Origin of the sequence: Bradyrhizobium cytisi, from assembly GCF_008123515.1 — a bacterium.
GTDB lineage: Bacteria > Pseudomonadota > Alphaproteobacteria > Rhizobiales > Xanthobacteraceae > Bradyrhizobium > Bradyrhizobium cytisi.
Window position 1 is genome coordinate 52,865 of record NZ_VSSR01000075.1, and the last position, 17,718, is coordinate 70,582.

15 protein-coding genes are annotated in these 17,718 nt (G+C 65.3%); 9 read left to right on the plus strand and 6 right to left on the minus strand.

All coding sequences use genetic code 11. From position 1 onward, the window contains the following. Position 1: 1 nt before the first annotated feature. Together FXB38_RS36300 and trhA are read right to left on the minus strand one after the other, a co-directional pair. Positions 2-796, minus strand: coding sequence for an SDR family oxidoreductase (locus FXB38_RS36300; RefSeq protein ID WP_148755739.1), 795 nt, complete (start codon positions 794-796; stop codon positions 2-4). Between the two features lie 52 nt (positions 797-848). After that, positions 849-1,544 (minus strand): PAQR family membrane homeostasis protein TrhA, encoded by a 696-nt coding sequence (gene trhA, locus FXB38_RS36305; protein WP_148755740.1) that lies wholly within the window; start codon positions 1,542-1,544, stop codon positions 849-851. A 193-nt stretch (positions 1,545-1,737) separates the two neighbouring features. Here trhA and FXB38_RS36310 point away from each other — a divergent pair, with 193 nt between their 5' ends. After that, a complete protein-coding gene (locus tag FXB38_RS36310; protein ID WP_148755741.1) occupies positions 1,738-3,207 on the plus strand; it encodes a YcjX family GTP-binding protein in 1,470 nt (489 codons plus the stop codon). Further along, entirely contained in the window at positions 3,204-4,232 is a 1,029-nt protein-coding gene (locus FXB38_RS36315) for a YcjF family protein (RefSeq protein ID WP_148755742.1), read from the plus strand. Before FXB38_RS36310 ends, FXB38_RS36315 begins: the two co-directional genes overlap by 4 nt. On the opposite strand, the gene FXB38_RS36320 is transcribed toward FXB38_RS36315, so the two are convergent. Further along, on the minus strand, positions 4,141-5,739 hold the full coding sequence (locus FXB38_RS36320) for a glycosyltransferase family 39 protein (RefSeq protein WP_246230407.1): 1,599 nt from the start codon (positions 5,737-5,739) through the stop codon (positions 4,141-4,143). The two genes, FXB38_RS36315 and FXB38_RS36320, sit on opposite strands and share 92 nt — an antisense overlap. A 333-nt stretch (positions 5,740-6,072) precedes the next feature. Between FXB38_RS36320 and FXB38_RS36325 the strand changes: the two genes are divergently transcribed. From FXB38_RS36325 to FXB38_RS36340, 4 genes are all read left to right on the plus strand, one after another. Beyond that, positions 6,073-7,809, plus strand: coding sequence for an adenylate/guanylate cyclase domain-containing protein (locus FXB38_RS36325; RefSeq protein ID WP_148755744.1), 1,737 nt, complete (start codon positions 6,073-6,075; stop codon positions 7,807-7,809). A 135-nt stretch (positions 7,810-7,944) separates the two neighbouring features. Further along, positions 7,945-9,144 (plus strand): SorA family sulfite dehydrogenase catalytic subunit, encoded by a 1,200-nt coding sequence (sorA, locus tag FXB38_RS36330; RefSeq protein ID WP_148755745.1) that lies wholly within the window; start codon positions 7,945-7,947, stop codon positions 9,142-9,144. An 11-nt stretch (positions 9,145-9,155) separates the two neighbouring features. Further along, on the plus strand, positions 9,156-9,464 hold the full coding sequence (gene sorB, locus FXB38_RS36335) for a SorB family sulfite dehydrogenase c-type cytochrome subunit (protein WP_187435389.1): 309 nt from the start codon (positions 9,156-9,158) through the stop codon (positions 9,462-9,464). 207 nt (positions 9,465-9,671) lie between these two features. Continuing rightward, a complete protein-coding gene (locus FXB38_RS36340; RefSeq protein ID WP_008134691.1) occupies positions 9,672-9,872 on the plus strand; it encodes a cold-shock protein in 201 nt (66 codons plus the stop codon). A 168-nt stretch (positions 9,873-10,040) separates the two neighbouring features. Here the strand turns inward: FXB38_RS36340 and FXB38_RS36345 are convergent, their stop codons facing one another. Then, a complete protein-coding gene (locus tag FXB38_RS36345; RefSeq protein WP_018643717.1) occupies positions 10,041-10,502 on the minus strand; it encodes an Lrp/AsnC ligand binding domain-containing protein in 462 nt (153 codons plus the stop codon). A 114-nt stretch (positions 10,503-10,616) separates the two neighbouring features. Between FXB38_RS36345 and putA the strand changes: the two genes are divergently transcribed. The 3 genes from putA (at position 10,617) to FXB38_RS36360 (ending at position 15,717) form a co-directional block, all read left to right on the plus strand. Next, positions 10,617-13,616, plus strand: coding sequence for a bifunctional proline dehydrogenase/L-glutamate gamma-semialdehyde dehydrogenase PutA (putA, locus tag FXB38_RS36350; RefSeq protein WP_148755747.1), 3,000 nt, complete (start codon positions 10,617-10,619; stop codon positions 13,614-13,616). A gap of 116 nt (positions 13,617-13,732) precedes the next feature. After that, positions 13,733-14,938 carry a CaiB/BaiF CoA transferase family protein gene (locus tag FXB38_RS36355; RefSeq protein ID WP_187435390.1) on the plus strand — a complete coding sequence of 402 codons (1,206 nt, stop codon included), beginning with the start codon at positions 13,733-13,735 and terminating at the stop codon, positions 14,936-14,938. Positions 14,939-15,069: 131 nt separating this feature from the next. Beyond that, the gene (locus tag FXB38_RS36360) at positions 15,070-15,717 is read left to right on the plus strand and encodes a glutathione S-transferase family protein (RefSeq protein WP_148755749.1); all 648 of its coding nucleotides are present in this window, start codon (positions 15,070-15,072) and stop codon (positions 15,715-15,717) included. Positions 15,718-15,899: 182 nt separating this feature from the next. Here the strand turns inward: FXB38_RS36360 and FXB38_RS43230 are convergent, their stop codons facing one another. Together FXB38_RS43230 and FXB38_RS36365 are read right to left on the minus strand one after the other, a co-directional pair. After that, positions 15,900-16,064 carry a hypothetical protein gene (locus FXB38_RS43230; RefSeq protein ID WP_187435391.1) on the minus strand — a complete coding sequence of 55 codons (165 nt, stop codon included), beginning with the start codon at positions 16,062-16,064 and terminating at the stop codon, positions 15,900-15,902. A 17-nt stretch (positions 16,065-16,081) separates the two neighbouring features. Continuing rightward, positions 16,082-17,632, minus strand: a complete 1,551-nt coding sequence (locus FXB38_RS36365) for a hypothetical protein (RefSeq protein ID WP_148755750.1) — start codon at positions 17,630-17,632, stop codon at positions 16,082-16,084. Between the last annotated feature and the right edge of the window lie 86 nt (positions 17,633-17,718).

Sequence of the window (17,718 nt, forward strand, 5' to 3'; positions counted from 1 at the left end):
CCTACTTCCCGAACTCCTCCCGCATCTTGGCCTGGATCTTGGCCATGCCGCCGATCCAGCGATCGTAATTCTCGGACTTCTTGCGCATATAGCCGAGCACCTGGGGGTGCGGCAGGATCAGGAAGGTTTCCTGCTCGAGGCCGGCCAGCACGTCCTTGGCGACCTGCTCGGGCGTGAGGTCGCCGTCGCCGGATTGCGGGCCCTTCGGGATCGAGCGCAGCATGTTGGTGTCGACGCCCTGCGGGCAGAGGATCGAGACCTTGATGTTGTGGGCTTTATGCGAGATCGCGAGATTCTCGGCAAAGCCCACCGCGGCATGCTTGGTGGTGGAATAGGCCGGGCTGCCGACCTGCGACAGCAGGCCCGCAGCCGAGACGGTGTTGAGGAAATAGCCGCCGCCGCGCGTCTTCATGCGGGGGATGAGATGCCGCGCCGCATAGACATGCGCCATCACGTGGATCGCCCAGCTGCGCTGCCACGGCTCGTCGGAGGCGCCGCCGGCATTGACCGACATCGGATCGAAGCCGCCGCCGATGCCGGCATTGGAGCAGAATAATTCGATCGGGCCGAACTGCCGCTCAGTTTCCTCGATGACGTGAGAAATGTCCCTTTCCTGCGCGACGTCGCATCTGAAGGCTGCGCCGTCCACCTTGGCGGCGACGGCGCGCGCGTTCGCAGCATCCATGTCCGCGACCACGACCTTGGCCGCACCCGCCTTGTGAAAGGCCTCGCACAGCGCCTTGCCGATGCCGTTCGCGCCGCCCGTGACGACCACGACCTTGCCGGTCACCTGCATGCGACGTCCCCTCTTTTCTTGATTGGTCTTTATCCCGCTTCGCGGAACTTGCTCAGCTCAACACGAGGTCGAGCACCGCGGTATAATGGCACGCCGCGCCGGCCAAGACAAAGCCGTGCCAGATTGCGTTCTGGAAGCGCAGCCGCCGCCAGGCATGGAAGATCACGCCGAGGCTATAGAGAATGCCGCCCGCCAGCACGAAACCCAGCGCCAGCGCGGGCAGCGCCCGGACCACGGGGCCGTAGAGCATCACGCCGCTCCAGCCCATGGCAAGATAGATGCCGATGGCGGCACGGTCGAACCGGCCGGGATAGCGCAGCTTCAGCACGATGCCGACGATCGCGACACACCAGACGCAGACCAGCAGCGCCAGCGCGAACACGCTGTCCTTCACTTCAAGGATGAACGGCGTGTAGGTCGCGGCGATCAGGAGGTAGATCGCGGAATGGTCAAACCGCCGCAGCAGCCATTTCACCGGCGAGACCGGCCAGAGATTATAGCTCGCCGACAGCACCAGCATCGCGAGCAGGCCGGCGACATAGATCGAGACCCCGACGATGTCGGCCGCATCGGCGTAGACCGCCGCGAGCACGACGAGAACGGTCGCGGCGATAATGCCGGAGAGCACGCCGATGGCATGGATGACACCGTCGGCGATCAGTTCGGCGCGATCGTAGTGCCAGCCGACCGCATCGGCCGCGGCATGGACGGAATGGGAGGCGAGCTGCTTCAGCTGGAAGACGGTCATGGCAATCCGCAAAGGCTTAAGACAATGTCTTCTTCTATGGGTGTTTCGGGACGTGTTTCGGGATCTGCGCGTCGTTCAATCGGCTGATTTGCCGACAAAGGCGGTGGAAGTATGAAGCTTGATTTTCCTCACGCAATTGCCACTTTGGTGAACGGCTTCACCGTTCCGCCCGCCTGGGATTAATCACGTTCATATGGCATTCAGTTTCCAGGATATGGTCGAAGAGGCGCGCCTGTCGGCGCGGGCGATAATCGACTATGGCGAGCACTTCTTCAACCCGACGGTGCGGCTTGGCGTCACCGGACTGTCGCGGGCCGGTAAGACCGTATTCATCACCGCGCTGATCCACGGGCTGACGCGCGGCGGCCGGTTTCCGGTGTTCGAGGCCTATGCCTCGGGACGTATCGCGCGGGCGCATCTGGCGCCGCAGCCGGACGACGCCGTGCCGCGTTTTTCCTATGAAAGCCATCTGCGCGCGCTGATCGAGGAACGGCGTTGGCCGAGCTCGACCGTCGATATCAGCGAGCTGCGTCTCGTCATCGACTATCAGCGCCCGAACGGCGCCGACCGCACGTTGACGCTCGACATCGTCGATTATCCCGGCGAATGGCTGCTCGACCTACCGCTGCTGCAGAAGAGTTTTGAGCAATGGTCGGCGGAAAGCCTGGCGCTGTCGCGCGAAGCGCCGCGCGCGCATCTGGCCGCGGACTGGCACGCCCATCTCGCAACGCTCAAGCCCGAGGCGCGCGAGGACGAGCAGGCGACACTCACTGCCGCAAAGCTCTTCACCAACTACCTGCGCGCCTGCCGCGACGAACGGTTTGCGATGAGCCTGTTGCCGCCCGGCCGCTTCCTGATGCCCGGCAGTCTCGCCGACACGCCGGCGCTGACTTTCGCGCCGCTCGAGGTGCCCGTCGGTGGCCAGGCTCCGGAGGGATCGCTGTGGGCGATGATGGTGCGCCGCTACGAGGCCTACAAGGACGTCGTGGTGCGGCCGTTCTTCAGGGATCATTTTGCCCGGCTCGATCGCCAGATCGTGCTGGCCGATGCGCTTTCTGCATTCAACTCGGGTCCCGAGGCGCTGCACGATCTCGAAGCGGCGCTCGCCGGCATTCTCGACTGCTTCAACATCGGCCGCAGCACGATCCTGTCCAGCCTGTTCCGGCCACGCATCGACCGCATCCTGTTCGCGGCGACGAAAGCAGACCATCTGCATCATTCCAGCCACGATCGGCTCGAGGCCGTGCTGCGCCGCGCGGTGACACCGGCGCTGTCGCGTGCGGAAAATACCGGCGCGCAAATCGATGTGGTGGCGCTCGCCGCCGTCCGCGCCACCCGGGAAGCCCAGGTCACCCGTGGCCGCGACAAATTGCCCTCGATCCTGGGAACGCCGGCCGCAGGCGAAAGCGCCAATGGCGAGTTCTTTGACGGCACCACGGAAGTCGCGACTTTTCCGGGCGATCTGCCGCTCGATCCCGAGCCGCTCTTCAACGGCACCGATGCGTTCCGTGGACTGTCAACGGAAGCCGCCGAGAAAAGCGATTTCCGCTTCCTGCGCTTCCGTCCGCCAAAGCTCGAACGCGAAGGGACGGAAGAGCCCGCACTGCCTCACATCCGTCTCGACCGTGCCTTGCAGTTCCTGATCGGAGACAAGCTCGCATGAACGACCGATCCCAGCCGCGGCGGCCGGCGACGTTCCGGCTCGACGATCCCGGCGTCGTCGTGACCGAAGCCGACGAGACGAGCCGCATCAGTCGCGCCACCATCCAGATCACGCCGGAGCCCGATCCGGCGACATTGCCGGTGCCGATCGAAACGGCGCTTCCGGCGCGGCGCGGCTTTCCCTGGGGCGCGCTGTTCTGGTCCGGCGTCGCCGGGTTGACGCTGCTCGGCACCGGGCTCGGCGTCGTCCGTCTGATCGAGGATCTGTTTGCGCGCAGCGAGAGCCTCGGCTTCGTTGGTCTGGCGCTCGCCTTCGTCACCACGCTTGCGCTCGCGGTGGTGATCGGGCGCGAGGCGTTTGGCCTCGCACGGCTTGCGACGATCGAAAAGCTGCATCGGCGTGCCGCCGAGGTGCTCGCCAGCGACGATCGCAAGGAGAGCCGCGTTATCGTGCAGGATCTGATCGCGATTGCGCACCAGAACCCGCGGCTTGCCCGCGCCCGTGCCGCACTCGAAAGTCATTCCGGCGAGATCATCGACGGCGCCGACATGATCCGGCTCGCCGAGCGCGAGTTGATGTCGCCGCTGGATGCGGAGGCACGGCGGCTGGTGTCGTCGGCGGCGCAGCGGGTATCGATTGTTACCGCCGTTTCGCCGCGCGCGCTGTTCGACGTGCTCTTCGTGCTCGTGGCCTCGCTGCGCCTGATCCGCCAGCTCGCCCGGCTCTATGGTGGCCGGCCCGGCGCGCTCGGCATGATCCGCCTGCTCCGCCACGTCATCGCCCATCTCGCCATCACCGGCGGCCTCGCCGCGAGCGACAGCCTGGTGCAGCAGATGCTCGGGCACGGGATTGCAGCAAAACTGTCGCAGCGGCTCGGTGAAGGCATGCTCAACGGGCTGCTGACGGCGCGGCTGGGATTGGCTGCTATCGACGTTACAAGACCGCTGCCGTTCGCCGCCCTGCCGCCGCCGAAGCTGTCGGATCTCGCGACGGATCTGCTGCGAAGGAAAGAGGACGAGGCGTAGCTCGCAAGGCCAGCACGCGCCACTGGAACAGCGGCGAGTCCTTTGGCGGAGACAGCTCAGGCGTCCATCCGGAGAGCTTGTCGATTGTGTAGGTGTCGATCAGGACACCGCGCCAGCGGCGTTCGACCCGTCCCAACGTCTCGCGCCTCGCGGGGATCGACTCCCAGAGAGGCGAATGATCGTCGGGCTGGCGGCCGATATAGATCCCCGTCTGCCCCCGGATCCGGTCCATGCCGGGATCGCGAAAACCCTGAAAGCGGCCGCGCTCGTTGATTTCGACTACGGGGGCGCGGCCGCGGAACAGCCAGCGCATCATGGCATAGGTGCGGTAATCCGTGGTCGCGATCCAGGTCGCGCCGGTTTCATCCAGTGCGGCCTGTGCGCGCGCGGCGACCTGCTCGTAGCCGGCCTCGGCGCCGATCGGATCCATCTTGCCGATGAAATTCCAGGGCGCTGCGACGTAATAGAGGAATACGATCACGACGAAGGCGATCCCCGACACCAGCGCCGCCTTCGCCCAGAAGATGCTCGACCGGATCATCCACGCCGAACAGCCTTCTCTGGGCATCATCGCAAGATTCACCGCGGCGGCAGCGAAGCCGATCGGCCACATGAACATCGGCCAGGTGTCGCCGACCCTGAGCGTCAGCGACTTGAAGAAGAAATAGCCGAACGGCACCAGCACCGCGGTCGACAGCAGGATCGCAACCGGCTCGCGCCTGCGATAGCCGCGCCAGGCCGTCATCGCGAGGCCCAACAGCACCACGGGCAACAAGACGAAACCAACGAGGCCAAATTGCAGGCCGATATAATCGCCGATGGTGCGCAGCGAGATGCCGTAATTGGCGGTGGCGCGCACGCCCTGGAAACGGAACGAGGCCCAGTCGTGCTGCGCGTTCCAGATCAGCACCGGCGAGAACATTGCGATGGCGATCAGCACCGCGAGCCAGGGATAGGGGCTGCGCAGCCAGCGCCAGCGCCAATCCGGCACCAGCAGAAACGCGGCGACCGCAGGCGCGAACATGATCGCGGTGAATTTCGACAGCAGCGACAGGCCGGCGAACAGGCCGGCGGCGAGCCACCAGCGTCCATCCCCGCTCTGCGCCAGCCGCACCAGCGACCACGTCATCGCCACCGCAAACGGGATCATGACGACGTCGGGGGCGACCTTGGCCATCAGCAGTCCGTAATACAGCGCGGCCTCCGGCATCAGCACCGCAACCACGATCGCGCGCACATCATGGGTGAGGCGGCGCACGATGTCGGCGAGCAGGCACTGCGTCACCAGCATCGCAACGATCCCGCCGAAGCGGACCCCGAGCACGGTGTCGCCGAAGATCGCGGTGCCAAAGCGGATCAGCCAGGCGACGCCGGGCGGATGATCGAGGAAGCTCAGCGTCGCCTCCTTCGACCAGGTCCAGTAATAGGCCTCGTCGGTGCGCAGCTCGATCGCGGAGGCATAGACGATGCGCAGCACCGTCATCGCGGCGATCACCAGCGCGGCCATGACGAGCGGCCGGCGCGACGCGCCGTCGGGCTTCACGGTGATGTCGGGAGCGATCGTCACGGCCGCGCTTTTCCCTGAGTTGGGAGGGGGAGTCAACGTGGGGGGGTGTTGCCGCCGATGTCCTGGCGAGAATCGTGGGGTGGGCAAAAGGCGCTCTGGCGCCGTGCCCACCATACCACCGTCACTCCCCGATGGTGGGCACGCTACGCTTTGCCCACACTACAATACTTACCGTTACGTAACCTTGCCGCGCATGTGATCGAAGGGGCCGTTCGCCTGCGGAATTTAACTCTCCGCTGGCTGTTCTCCTCAGTGAACTGGTACAACCGAATCATGGCCACGACCGCTCTTTCACGCTTGACCGAACTCGTCCGCTCGACCAGCGCGCGGCAGGTGCGGCTGGTCTGCGGCGTGATCCTGTTCGCTTACGTGGTCAGCCATTTCCTCAACCATGCACTCGGCAACATCTCCGTCGATGCCATGCAGATCGGGGTCTATTACCACACGTCGTTCTGGCAGTTCCTGCCCGTCGCAATCGTGTTCTATGGCGCAGCCCTGACCCATATGGGGCTCGGCGTCTATGCGATGTACCAGCGCCGCCAGTTCCGCTGGCGGACGATCGAGCCGCTGCAGCTCGTGCTGGGGCTGAGCATCCCGGCGCTGGTGATGGCGCATGTGATCGGCGTGCGGCTCGGCCAGACGCTGTACGGGCACGAGAAGCTGTATCCGCAGGAGCTCTATCTGTTCTTCGTCGCGGCGCCCGGCCGGCTCTGGACGATGACGATCCTGCTCATCGTCGCCTGGGTGCACGGCTGCATCGGCATCTATTTCTGGCTCCGGCTCAAGCCGTTCTTCATCCGCGCGGCGCCGTACCTGCTGGCGGCAGCCGTGCTGACCCCGACGCTGGCGCTGCTCGGCATCTACCAGGGTGGCCGCAGCATCGCCGCCGAGAGCGAGGACGGCGAGTGGCGCACGCATAATTTCACGCAGCGCCAGGTCGGCACGGTCGCCGAGGCCGATACGCTCGATCGCATCACCGGCGGACTGACGATGGGCTACATCGGCCTGCTCGGACTGGTGCTGCTCGGGCGCGGTGTGCGCGGCTGGCGTGAGCGGCGCGGCGGCATGATCGCCTTGTCCTACGGCAACGGCAAGACCGTGCGCGTGCCCAAGGGCCTCTCCGTGCTGGAAGCCAGCCTGCGCCACAACGTGCCGCATGCCAGCGTCTGCGGCGGCCGCGCCCGCTGCTCGACCTGCCGCATCCGCATCATCGGTGACCACGGCACCTTGCCCGAGCCGTCGCAGCGCGAGGCCTTCGTGCTGGCCCGCGTCGGCACCGCCGATCCCTCGATCCGGCTTGCCTGCCAGCTGCGACCGAACTCAGACCTCTCCTTCTTCCAGCTGTTCATGCCGCATATGCTGGCGGCCAGCGCGCATGCGTCCTCGCCTTCGAGAATTGGGCAGGAGCGCTATCTCGTCAGCCTGTTCGTGGACATGCGCGGCTCGACGCAGCTCGCCGAGAAGCGGCTGCCGTTCGACACCGTCTTCATCGTCAATCGCTTCCTCGGCGCCGTGTCGCAGGCCGTGATCGAGAATGGCGGCCAGCCCAACCAGTTCGTCGGCGACGGCATGCTGGCGCTGTTCGGCCTCACCAGCGATCCGCAGACCGCCTGCCGGCAGGCGCTGAAGGCGGTGGCCGCCATCGCAACCCATGTCGACGAGCTCAACGAGCTCCTGAGCCACGATCTGCGCCAGCCGATCCGTTTCGGCATCGGCGTCCACGGCGGCGAGGTCATCATCGGCGACATCGGCTACCGCGACCACATCGTCTTCACCGCGCTCGGCGACGCCGTGAACGTCGCAGCCCGCCTCCAGGACATGACCAAGACGCTGACCTGTGAGGCGATCGTCTCCGAAGAGGTCCGCCGCACCGCCGGTCTTCACGACGATGCGCTGCCGCAACAGGAGGTCGCGATCCGCGGCCGCGACGAGCCGATGCTGGTGCGCGTCATCACCGACACCAGGACATTGTCCGCCCTGATCGCCGGCGGCGAGCGCGTCGCGGCGTAACACCGGCTTGCTGCAGCGCAACGGCATGGGCTTGCTGCGAAAGCACGAATTGACTTCGCCCGAGTCGTTGCGACAGATGAGTATGGGATCGCGGTGATGACCGCCATCCAACGAAAAGCTCCGGGAGGAGACGACATGTTCGACCGACGCGACCTGCTCAAAGGAGCGGGCCTTGCTGCTATGACGGCCACACTGAATTCAACCAGAGCGCTGGCACTCGACACCGTTACGCTCCCCTTCGCCAATGGCGAACGGCCGCTGGTGAAATATCCGCAGAAGCGGCCGATGATCGGGCTGACCAGCCGGCCACCGCAACTCGAGACGCCGTTCGCGGTATTCAACGACGGCCCGATCACGCCAAACAACGCGTTCTTCGTGCGCTATCACCTCGCCGACCTCCCCTACAATCTCGATCCCGACACGTTCACGCTCGAGGTCAAGGGCAAGGTGGACAAGCCGCTCAAGCTGTCGCTGAAGGACATCAGGAAGATGAAGGCGGCCGAGATCGTCGCCGTCAACCAGTGCTCCGGCAACAGCCGCGGCTTCTTGGAGCCGCGTGTCGCCGGCGGCCAGCTCGCCAATGGCGCGATGGGCAATGCGCGCTGGCGCGGCGTGCCGCTGAAGACGGTTCTGGAGATGGCGGGCGTGCAGGCCGGCGCCAAGCAGGTGGTGTTCGGCGGCATGGATGGCCCGGTGAGCGACAAGACGCCCGACTTTGCCAAGGCGCTCGACCTCGCTCACGCGGCCGACGGCGAGGTGATGCTGGCCTATGGCATGAACGGCGACGATTTGCCGTTCCTCAACGGCTTCCCGCTGCGCCTGGTCGTGCCCGGTTATTACGGCACCTACTGGGTCAAGCACCTCAACGAGATCACCGTCGTCGACACCGTCTATGACGGCTTCTGGATGAAGTCGGCCTATCGCATCCCGGACACGCCGAACAATTCGATCGAGCCCGGCACCGCGCCGAAGGCGACGATCCCGATCAACCGCTTCACCATCCGCTCGTTCATCACCAACGTGACCGACGGCGCCAAGCTGAAGGCCGGACGCACGATGCTGCGCGGCATCGCCTTCGATGGCGGCAAGGGCATCAAGGACGTCCAGGTCTCCGCCGATGGCGGCAAGACCTGGACCAGCGCCACGCTTGGCAAGGATCTCGGCAACTACTCATTCCGCGAATGGAAACTGCCGGTGAAGCTTGCCTCGGGCCAGGTCGAGCTCAGGGTGCGCGCGACCAGCAATTCCGGTGAGACGCAGCCGGAGACGCCGCGCTGGAACCCGGCGGGCTATTTGCGCAACGTCGTCGAAACCGTCCGCGTCAGCGTGGCCTGAGGAGAATGATCATGCAGCGCACCGTTCTCATCGCCATCACACTTGTCGCCGCCGCTGCTGTGGGTTCGGTCCTCGCCGCCCCGGTCAACTACAACACGCCGGACGAGGTCGCAGCCTTCAAGCCCGGTCCCAATCTCGAGGTGGTTCAGGGCAATTGCGCCGCCTGCCACTCGTCCGACTACATCGCTACGCAGCCGCCGATGAAGGACAAGAAGGGATTTTGGCAGGCCGAGGTGACCAAGATGATCAAGGTCTATGGCGCGCCGATCGACGACGCCGACGTCGGCAAGATCGTGGACTATCTGGCCGCGACTTATTGACGGAGGTCGGGATGCGCCCGGAGAATTGACCGCGAAACGGGCAAAACCGGCAAAAACGCCGCGAAGTTGAGCGAATTTCCGCGAGATGCAGATGTGGTTTGATCTACCAAGCCCGCCACATTCCGCGTATCCTGTTAGGACCGAACCGGCCGGTTGGCGGGGACTGGCGGTTCGCGATCTCGGAGGAAGACCCGCGGAGAAGACGTGATGGCTAAAGGTACGGTCAAGTGGTTCAATCCGACGAAGGGTTATGGATTTATCCAGCCTGCGTCGGGCGGCAAGGATGTGTTCGTGCATATCTCGGCAGTGCAGAAAGCCGGTCTGTCCTCCCTCAACGAGGGCCAGACGGTTGAGTATGAAGAGATCGCAAACCGGGGCAAGACATCCGCAGAGAACCTCAAAGTATAAGCCCGCCAGCCTTTGCTGCCTTCCGGATCTGTCCGGGAGTCGGGCCAAGAAAATTTTAGAAAACGATCAGTGCATTCGACGACAGGCGTTGCGACTGCGCGCGGACACTATTTGCCCATAGAGATCGCCAATCAACGCCGCAGCAGTGACAATCGCGACCGCATTTCGTCAGCCAACCGGCAACGGTGCGTCGCGCTTGATCTCCTCCATCACCGCATAGGTGCGCGTCTCGCGCACCCCCGGCATCGACAGCAAGGTCTCGCCGAGGAAGCGCCGATACGCGGTCATGTCGGCCAGCCGCGCCTTCACTAGATAGTCGAAGCCTCCGGCAACCATGTGACACTCCAGCACTTCAGGCGCGAGTTTCACCGCGCGCGCAAAGCGCTCGAAATTGTCTGGCGTGGTCTTGTCGAGCAGCACCTCGACGAACACCAAAAGGCCGAGGCCAAGCCGGTGTGGATTGAGCCGCGCCCCATAGCCCTCGACGAAACCCTCGCGCTGCAGGCGCTTCAGCCGCTCGCCGATCGAGGTCGGCGACAGCCCGATGCGCTCGGCCAGCTCGACATTGGCGATTCGCCCATCCTCCTGCAGAATAGAGAGAATCTTCCGGTCGATTCGGTCCAGTTCCATATTTTGTACGGCCAATATGCCAGCGACCTTCATTTCCTAAGGCAAAATGGCTATCTTGTCTATCGAACCACGGTCATGCGGGCTTTATCCTGAATTTCAGCCACAGGACACGCCATGCCGAACATCCCGCCTCCTTTCTCCGCCCCCTATGCGCCCGACGACGCCGACATCGCCGCACGGCTCTTTCCATCGGCACATCTGAGCCCGCCGCAGGAGGCGCGGATCGACCGCACCGCGACCCGGCTGATCGAGGCGATCCGCAAGCGCGACGACCGGCTCGGCGGGGTCGAGGACATGCTGCGCGAGTTCGCACTCTCGACCAAGGAAGGCCTGGCGCTGATGGTGCTGGCGGAGGCGCTGCTGCGCGTGCCCGACGCACGTACCGCCGACCAGTTCATCGAGGACAAGCTCGGCGAGGGCGATTTCATCCATCACGAGACCAAGTCCACGGCGTTCCTGGTCAACGCCTCCGCCTGGGCGCTCGGCCTCTCCGCGCGCGTGATCCAGCCCGGCGAGACACCGGACGGCACCATCGGCCGTCTCGTGAAGCGGCTGGGCGCGCCGGCCGTGCGCACCGCCACACGTCAGGCGATGCGGCTGATGGGCAATCATTTCGTGCTAGGGGAGACGATCGAGCAGGCGCTGGAGCGGGGCCGGCCGCGCTCAGGCCAAAAGCCGCGCTACTCCTTCGACATGCTCGGCGAAGGCGCGCGGACGGCTGCCGACGCCAAGCGCTATTTCGACGCCTATGCGAGTGCGATCGAAACCATCGGCAAGGCGGCAGGCGACCATCCCCTGCCCGACCGGCCCGGCATCTCCGTGAAGCTCTCGGCGCTGCATCCGCGCTTCGACGCGATCAGCCGCGCGCGCGTGATGGCCGAGCTGGTGCCGCAACTGCTGGATCTGGCTCGGCGCGCCAAGGCGCACGATCTCAACTTCACCGTCGATGCCGAGGAAGCGGACCGGCTTGAGCTGTCGCTCGACGTGATCGCGGCAACGCTCGCCGATCTCTCGCTCAAGGGCTGGGACGGGTTCGGGCTTGCGATCCAAGCTTATCAGAAGCGCGCCAGCGCGGTGATCGACTACATCCACGAGCTTGCGCGGGCGCACGACCGCAAGCTGATGGTGCGCCTGGTCAAGGGCGCCTATTGGGACACCGAGATCAAGCGCGCGCAGGAGCGCGGGCTCGACGGCTATCCGGTGTTCACCCGCAAGGCGATGACGGATCTGAATTACGTCGCCTGCGCCTCGAAGCTTCTAAACCTGCGGCCACGCATCTTCCCGCAATTTGCGACCCACAACGCGCTCAGTGTCGCAACCGTGCTGGAGCTCGCCGGCGACGCTGGCGGCTTCGAATTCCAGCGCCTGCACGGCATGGGCGAAGCGCTCTACGAGCAGCTCGCCAAGGATCACCCCGATATCGCCTACCGCACCTATGCGCCGGTCGGCAGCCATCGCGACCTGCTCGCCTATCTGGTGCGGCGGCTGCTCGAGAACGGCGCCAACTCCTCCTTCGTGGCGCAGGCGGCCGACTACCGCGTCCCCGTCCCGGCGCTGCTGAAGCGTCCGGTCGATCTCATCGTCCGGCCTGATCACGCGCATCATGCCAAAATCCCGCTGCCGGGCGATCTGTTCGCGCCGGAACGGCATAATTCGGGCGGCATCGAATTCGGCGAGCGCGCGGCGCTCGACCGGCTGCTCACCGACGTCAAGGCCGCAACGACCGAGCTCGAGCCGGTCACGGACGCAACACCCGAGCAGGCGGGCGCGGCGGTCGCCGCGGCCCGCGCGGGCTTTGTGGCCTGGAGCCGGACGCCGGCGGCCACGCGCGCCGCGGCGCTGGAGCAGGCCGCGCATCTGCTGGAGAGCCGCAGCGCGCACTTCATCGCGGCTCTTCAACGCGAAGGCGGCAAGACGCTCGACGACGCGCTCTCCGAGCTGCGCGAGGCCGCCGATTTCTGCCGCTACTATGCCGCACAGGGCCGAAAGCTGTTCGGCAGCGAGGTCGCGATGCCGGGCCCGACCGGCGAGAGCAATTCGCTCACCATGCGCGGCCGCGGCGTGTTTGTCGCGATCTCGCCGTGGAATTTTCCGCTGGCGATATTCCTGGGCCAGGTCGCCGCGGCGCTGATGGCCGGCAACAGCGTCGTTGCAAAACCCGCCGAGCAGACGCCGCGCATCGCGGTTGAGGCCGTCGCCCTGCTGCACGAGGCCGGCATCCCGAAAAGCGCGCTGCATCTCGTCACCGGCGACGGCCGCATCGGCGCCGCGCTGACCGCGCATCCTGAGATTGCAGGCGTCGTCTTCACCGGCTCGACCGAGGTCGCGCGTCACATCAACCGGACGCTTGCCGCCAAGGACGGCCCGATCGTGCCGCTCATCGCGGAGACGGGCGGCATCAACGCGATGATCGCGGATGCGACCGCGCTGCCCGAGCAGGTCGCCGACGACGTCGTCACTTCGGCGTTCCGCTCCGCGGGCCAGCGCTGCTCGGCGCTGCGGCTCTTGTTCGTGCAGGAGGACGTCGCCGACCGCATGATCGAGATGATCGCGGGCGCGGCGCGCGAATTGAAGATCGGCGATCCCGCCGACGTCGCTACCCATGTCGGCCCGGTCATCGACGGCGAGGCCAAGCAGCGCCTCGAGGCGCACATCGCGCGGATGAAGACGGAGGCGCGGCTGCACTATGCAGGCGCAGCTCCAGAGGGCTGCTTCGTCGCGCCGCATATCTTCGAGCTCAAGGACGCCAGCCAGCTCACCGAGGAGGTGTTCGGCCCGGTCCTGCATGTCGCGCGCTACCGCGCCGAGACCCTCGAACGTGTGCTGCAAGCGATCGCGCGCACCGGCTATGGCCTGACGCTCGGCGTCCACTCCCGCATCGACGACACGGTCGAGGCCATCATCGACCGTGTCCAGGTCGGCAACATCTACGTCAACCGCAACATGATCGGCGCCGTGGTCGGCGTGCAGCCGTTCGGCGGCAACGGCCTGTCCGGAACCGGCCCCAAGGCCGGCGGCCCGCATTATCTCGCGCGCTTCGCCACCGAGCAGACCGTGACCATCAACACCGCGGCGGCCGGTGGCAATGCCGCGCTGCTTGCGGGCGAGGAGTGAGGCCTTGCGCCCGGCGCCGTTGCATCCCGGCAAAACATCGGTCTAATGGCTCCCATGACGTGCCCGCGCCAATTCCAGCCAGCGGGAAACAACAAGAGCGAGGGAGCAACGCCGCGATGGAGAAAGGCATTTTTGCAGGTCTCAAGGTTCTGGACTGCGCGAGCTTCATCGCAGCGCCCGCGGCTGCGACCGTGCTGTCCGATTTCGGCGCCGACGTCATCAAGATCGAGCCGCCCGGCGCCGGCGACCCCTACCGCAATCTGCCGAACCTGCCCGGCTATCCCACCGGCGAGCACAATTTCGCCTGGCTGCTGGAGGCGCGCAACAAGAAGAGCCTCGCGCTCGACCTCTCCAAGCCCGAAGCCCAGGCCGTGCTCTACAAGCTGGTCGAGGAGGCCGACGTCTTCATCACCAACATGCCACCACCGGTGCGCGGCAGGCTCGGCATCACCTATGACCACCTCGCCCATCTCAACGACCGGCTGATCTATGCCTCCTTCACCGGCTATGGCGAGAAGGGCGAGGAAGCCAATAAGCCCGGCTTCGACAGCAACGCCTATTGGGCGCGCTCCGGCCTGATGGACCTCGTCCGCGCCGACACCAACACCACGCCGGCCCGCTCGGTCGCCGGCATGGGCGACCATCCCTGCGCCATGGCGTTGTACAGCGCGATCGTCACCGCGCTCTATCAGCGCGAGAAGACCGGCAAGGGCTCGCATGTCGCGTCGAACCTGATGGCGAACGGGGTGTGGGCGGCGGGCGTGCTGGCGCAGGCAAAACTTTGCGGCGCCAAGTTCGGCGAACGGCGGCCGCGTGAACGCGCGCCGAATGCGGTGGGCAACCACTACCAGTGCAAGGACGGCCGCTGGCTGATCCTGTCGCTGCTCAGCGAGGAGAAGCAGTGGCCGACGCTCGCCAAGTGCCTCGGGCGCGAGGACCTGATCGCCGATCCCCGCTTCGCCACCAAGCCCGACCGTCACGCCCGCTCGATCGAGCTGATCAGGATCTTTGACGAGACGTTTGCCACCAGGGACCTCGCCGAATGGCGCAAGATCCTCGACGGCAACGGGCTGGTGTTCGGCATCGTCGGCATTCTGGACGACATCCCGAACGACAAGCAGATGCTCGACAACGAGGTGCTGGTGCCGTTCGAGAACGACACCATGCTCACCATCTCCAGCCCGATCTGGATCGACGGCACCAGGAAGGTGCAGCCGCGCAAGCCGCCCGGCGTCGGCGAGCACAGTGACGAGATTTTGCGTGGCGCGGGATACGACGAGGCCGCGATCAAGCAGCTGCGGGGATCGGGGGCAGTCGGCTAGGGTCGGCACGCCGCCGCAATCCAGAATCTCACCGCGGATGCATTGCTGGATTGCTTCGCTCCGCTCGCAATGACGACGCTGGACCAGCGCGATATAAGGATTGGCAGAACACAATTCTCGCGTGAGGTCACATGCCCCTCTATCGCCTGCACTACTTCCCCGAATCCGGCAACAGCTACAAGCTGGCGCTGATGCTCACGCTTTGCGGCCAGACGTTCGAGCCGATCTGGACCGACTTCGGCGGCGGCGTCACGTGCACGGCGGAGTGGCGCAAGGCCGTCAACGAGATGGGCGAGATTCCCGTGCTCGAGGTCGACGGCGTGAAGATGACGCAGACCGCGCCCCTCCTGCTCAAGCTTGCCGAGCAATATGGCCGTTTCGGCGCCGAGACAGAGGACGAAAAGTTCGAGCTGCTGCGCTGGCTGTTCTGGGACAACCACAAGCTCACCGGCTACATGGCGACCTATCGCTTCATGCGGGCCTTCACCGAGAACAACGATCCGCAGGTGCTGAAGCACTTTCGCCGGCGGTTGGAGGACTTCCTCGGCATTCTCGACGGACATCTCCAGCACAATGCTTTTGCGATCGGCACCAAGCCGACCGTCGCCGATATCTCGATGATGGCCTATCTGCATTATCCGAGCGACGAGCACGGTTTCGATTTCGCGGAAACCCATCCCGCCATCCACGCCTGGCTCGGCCGTATGGCCGCGCTGCCGGGCTGGAAGCCGGCCTATGAGCTGCTGCCCGGCAAGCGGATGACGAACTACGCGAAGTGAGGCGCCGCCTCTTCTCCCTCTCCCCGTTCTTACGGGGAGAGGGGCCTCTCTCCACGAGCGAGATCGCCGTGATACCTGTACCCCCTCACCCGGATCGCAAGCGCGATCCGACCTCTCCCCGCAAGCGGGGCGAGGTAAACCCGCAGCTCACTTCGCGATTCAATCGAAAGAGTTCGCGGCGGCTATCGCAGTGCCAGCCAGCCGAGCGTGAACAGGATGCCGCCGATGATGACGACCACCGCGACCGCCCAGGTGCTGACGCGGATGCTGCCGGTGACCTGTTTGGCTTCCTCATTGCGCGCGATCTCGCGATTGCGCTCCTTGTTGGCTTCGCTCGTGTCCGTCATGGGTCGTCCCGATCGGTTTAGCGCGTCTTGATGAAGCACATGCCAATGCGGCTCGAGGCCGCGGCGGCCTGACAGGTGAGACCTTTAGCACAGGTCCATGACGTAAAACTCTTATCGGGCGTTCCCGATCCCGCGTTTTGTAGAGAACAATGGGCGCCCCAGCCGTCCTGATATTCGGTGCCGGCGAGCTCCCGGCTGCCGCGGGTCTGCGGCCGGCTGGCAAATCCGCGTGAGAAATCAGGGCGTTTGCCCGCTGCAAAAGCGGTCAGGATGTCGCGGCGACGGAGCTGGTCGCCTACGAAATGCGGCGAGGCCGGCACGATGGTGGCATTCGACGGCCTGTCCGCAAGCCAGTCCACGCCCGGGAAATGGAAGCCGCCGATACCGCGGGTCTGGTGGCAGCCCGAGCAGGTGACATCGTTGAGGCGGCGCTGGAAGCCTGCGACCGAGCGGATGTTCTCCATGGCGATGCCGCGTGCCGCGGCCTGCTTCAGCGCGCCAACGACGTCGTTGTCGGTGAAGACGGGATCGCTCTTGCCCTCGCCTTTCTCTTCCCCTTGCATCAAACCGAACTCCGGCTGCATCGCCGAGGCGTCGAGGCCCGCAGGTGTCGGCGCCACGGCGGCCTTGGCGAGAAATTTATCCGGGATCAGCACGGTGCCGCGATCGAACTCGCGAAGATTCGCAGGCGCAAGCAGCCAGGCCTTGAAGTCGCGCCGGAGCGCATCATCGGCAAGGATGCGGTCGCGGTCGATCTGGTTCTCCAGCGTCGATTCCTCGAACGTCCTGGTGGCCGCGTCGTATTTGAACACCTTGAGCAGATAGTCGGAGCGGAAATCGTGCAGCGCCGATTTCGGTGCGATCGAGATCTGGATGTTGGTTTCGATGCGATCGATCATCGCATCATAGGGAACTGTGCGGCTGCCGAGCAGCCCTTGCCAATCGCCATTGTCCAGCCAGCGCCGCGCGACCTCGGCGCAGGTGACAGGCTTGCCGTCGCCATCGGTCTGGCGTGTGTCGTGCGCCTTCATCACCAGATTGAACGTCATCGGCAGGCGCGTCGCGGTGTTGCTGCCGTCCGGCCTGGTCTCGAACCGTGCCAGCCGATAGATCAGCCGGATCTCGCCGCAGGACTCCTCCGAGACATAGGCGCGGTCCATGCGATTGACGATGCCGGCCAGCACGAAGCGCGTGTCGGGGGATTTCAGCGCGGCGCGATCGAACAGCTGGACGTCGAAACCTTCGCCGACGCCGATGGTCTCGCCTGGCGAGGCCGCCTTGTGCTGCGCGATGTAGCGATCGAACTCCGCATCGATCGCTGGCGGAATTGCGTTCAGCTGCGGCAGCGAGGCGAACAGCAGATCGCTGGTCAGCGGAACATTCGCGTTCCGCTCAGGCTGCAGCAGGCGGGAAATCGACACAACATCGCTCTGGTCAAGCTTGCGGAGGAGATCGGGATCGGTGATCGCGGTGCCGCGCGCGAGCGGCGCGTTCTCAGCTGCCGAGAGCGACATGACGCCGCCAAACAACAGAATGGCAGCCAGGAGAATTCGCGGCGCGCGGCTCATGCCTCCAGTAACACCGCGCGTGACAGCCTATTCAAGTAAAAAGGCGCTTCACGCGGTGGTGAAGCGCCTCCTCGAGAAGTCGAATA

Excerpts from the sequence above, each read along its gene's own strand:
- FXB38_RS36300 (WP_148755739.1), bottom strand. The coding sequence starts at position 796 with ATGCAGGTGACCGGCAAGGTCGTGGTCGTCACGGGCGGCGCGAACGGC.
- trhA (WP_148755740.1), bottom strand. The coding sequence starts at position 1,544 with ATGACCGTCTTCCAGCTGAAGCAGCTCGCCTCCCATTCCGTCCATGCC.
- FXB38_RS36310 (WP_148755741.1), top strand. The coding sequence starts at position 1,738 with ATGGCATTCAGTTTCCAGGATATGGTCGAAGAGGCGCGCCTGTCGGCG.
- FXB38_RS36315 (WP_148755742.1), top strand. The coding sequence starts at position 3,204 with ATGAACGACCGATCCCAGCCGCGGCGGCCGGCGACGTTCCGGCTCGAC.
- FXB38_RS36320 (WP_246230407.1), bottom strand. The coding sequence starts at position 5,739 with ATGGCCGCGCTGGTGATCGCCGCGATGACGGTGCTGCGCATCGTCTAT.
- FXB38_RS36325 (WP_148755744.1), top strand. The coding sequence starts at position 6,073 with ATGGCCACGACCGCTCTTTCACGCTTGACCGAACTCGTCCGCTCGACC.
- sorA (WP_148755745.1), top strand. The coding sequence starts at position 7,945 with ATGTTCGACCGACGCGACCTGCTCAAAGGAGCGGGCCTTGCTGCTATG.
- sorB (WP_187435389.1), top strand. The coding sequence starts at position 9,156 with ATGCAGCGCACCGTTCTCATCGCCATCACACTTGTCGCCGCCGCTGCT.
- FXB38_RS36340 (WP_008134691.1), top strand. The coding sequence starts at position 9,672 with ATGGCTAAAGGTACGGTCAAGTGGTTCAATCCGACGAAGGGTTATGGA.
- FXB38_RS36345 (WP_018643717.1), bottom strand. The coding sequence starts at position 10,502 with ATGGAACTGGACCGAATCGACCGGAAGATTCTCTCTATTCTGCAGGAG.
- putA (WP_148755747.1), top strand. The coding sequence starts at position 10,617 with ATGCCGAACATCCCGCCTCCTTTCTCCGCCCCCTATGCGCCCGACGAC.
- FXB38_RS36355 (WP_187435390.1), top strand. The coding sequence starts at position 13,733 with ATGGAGAAAGGCATTTTTGCAGGTCTCAAGGTTCTGGACTGCGCGAGC.
- FXB38_RS36360 (WP_148755749.1), top strand. The coding sequence starts at position 15,070 with ATGCCCCTCTATCGCCTGCACTACTTCCCCGAATCCGGCAACAGCTAC.
- FXB38_RS43230 (WP_187435391.1), bottom strand. The coding sequence starts at position 16,064 with ATGACGGACACGAGCGAAGCCAACAAGGAGCGCAATCGCGAGATCGCG.
- FXB38_RS36365 (WP_148755750.1), bottom strand. The coding sequence starts at position 17,632 with ATGAGCCGCGCGCCGCGAATTCTCCTGGCTGCCATTCTGTTGTTTGGC.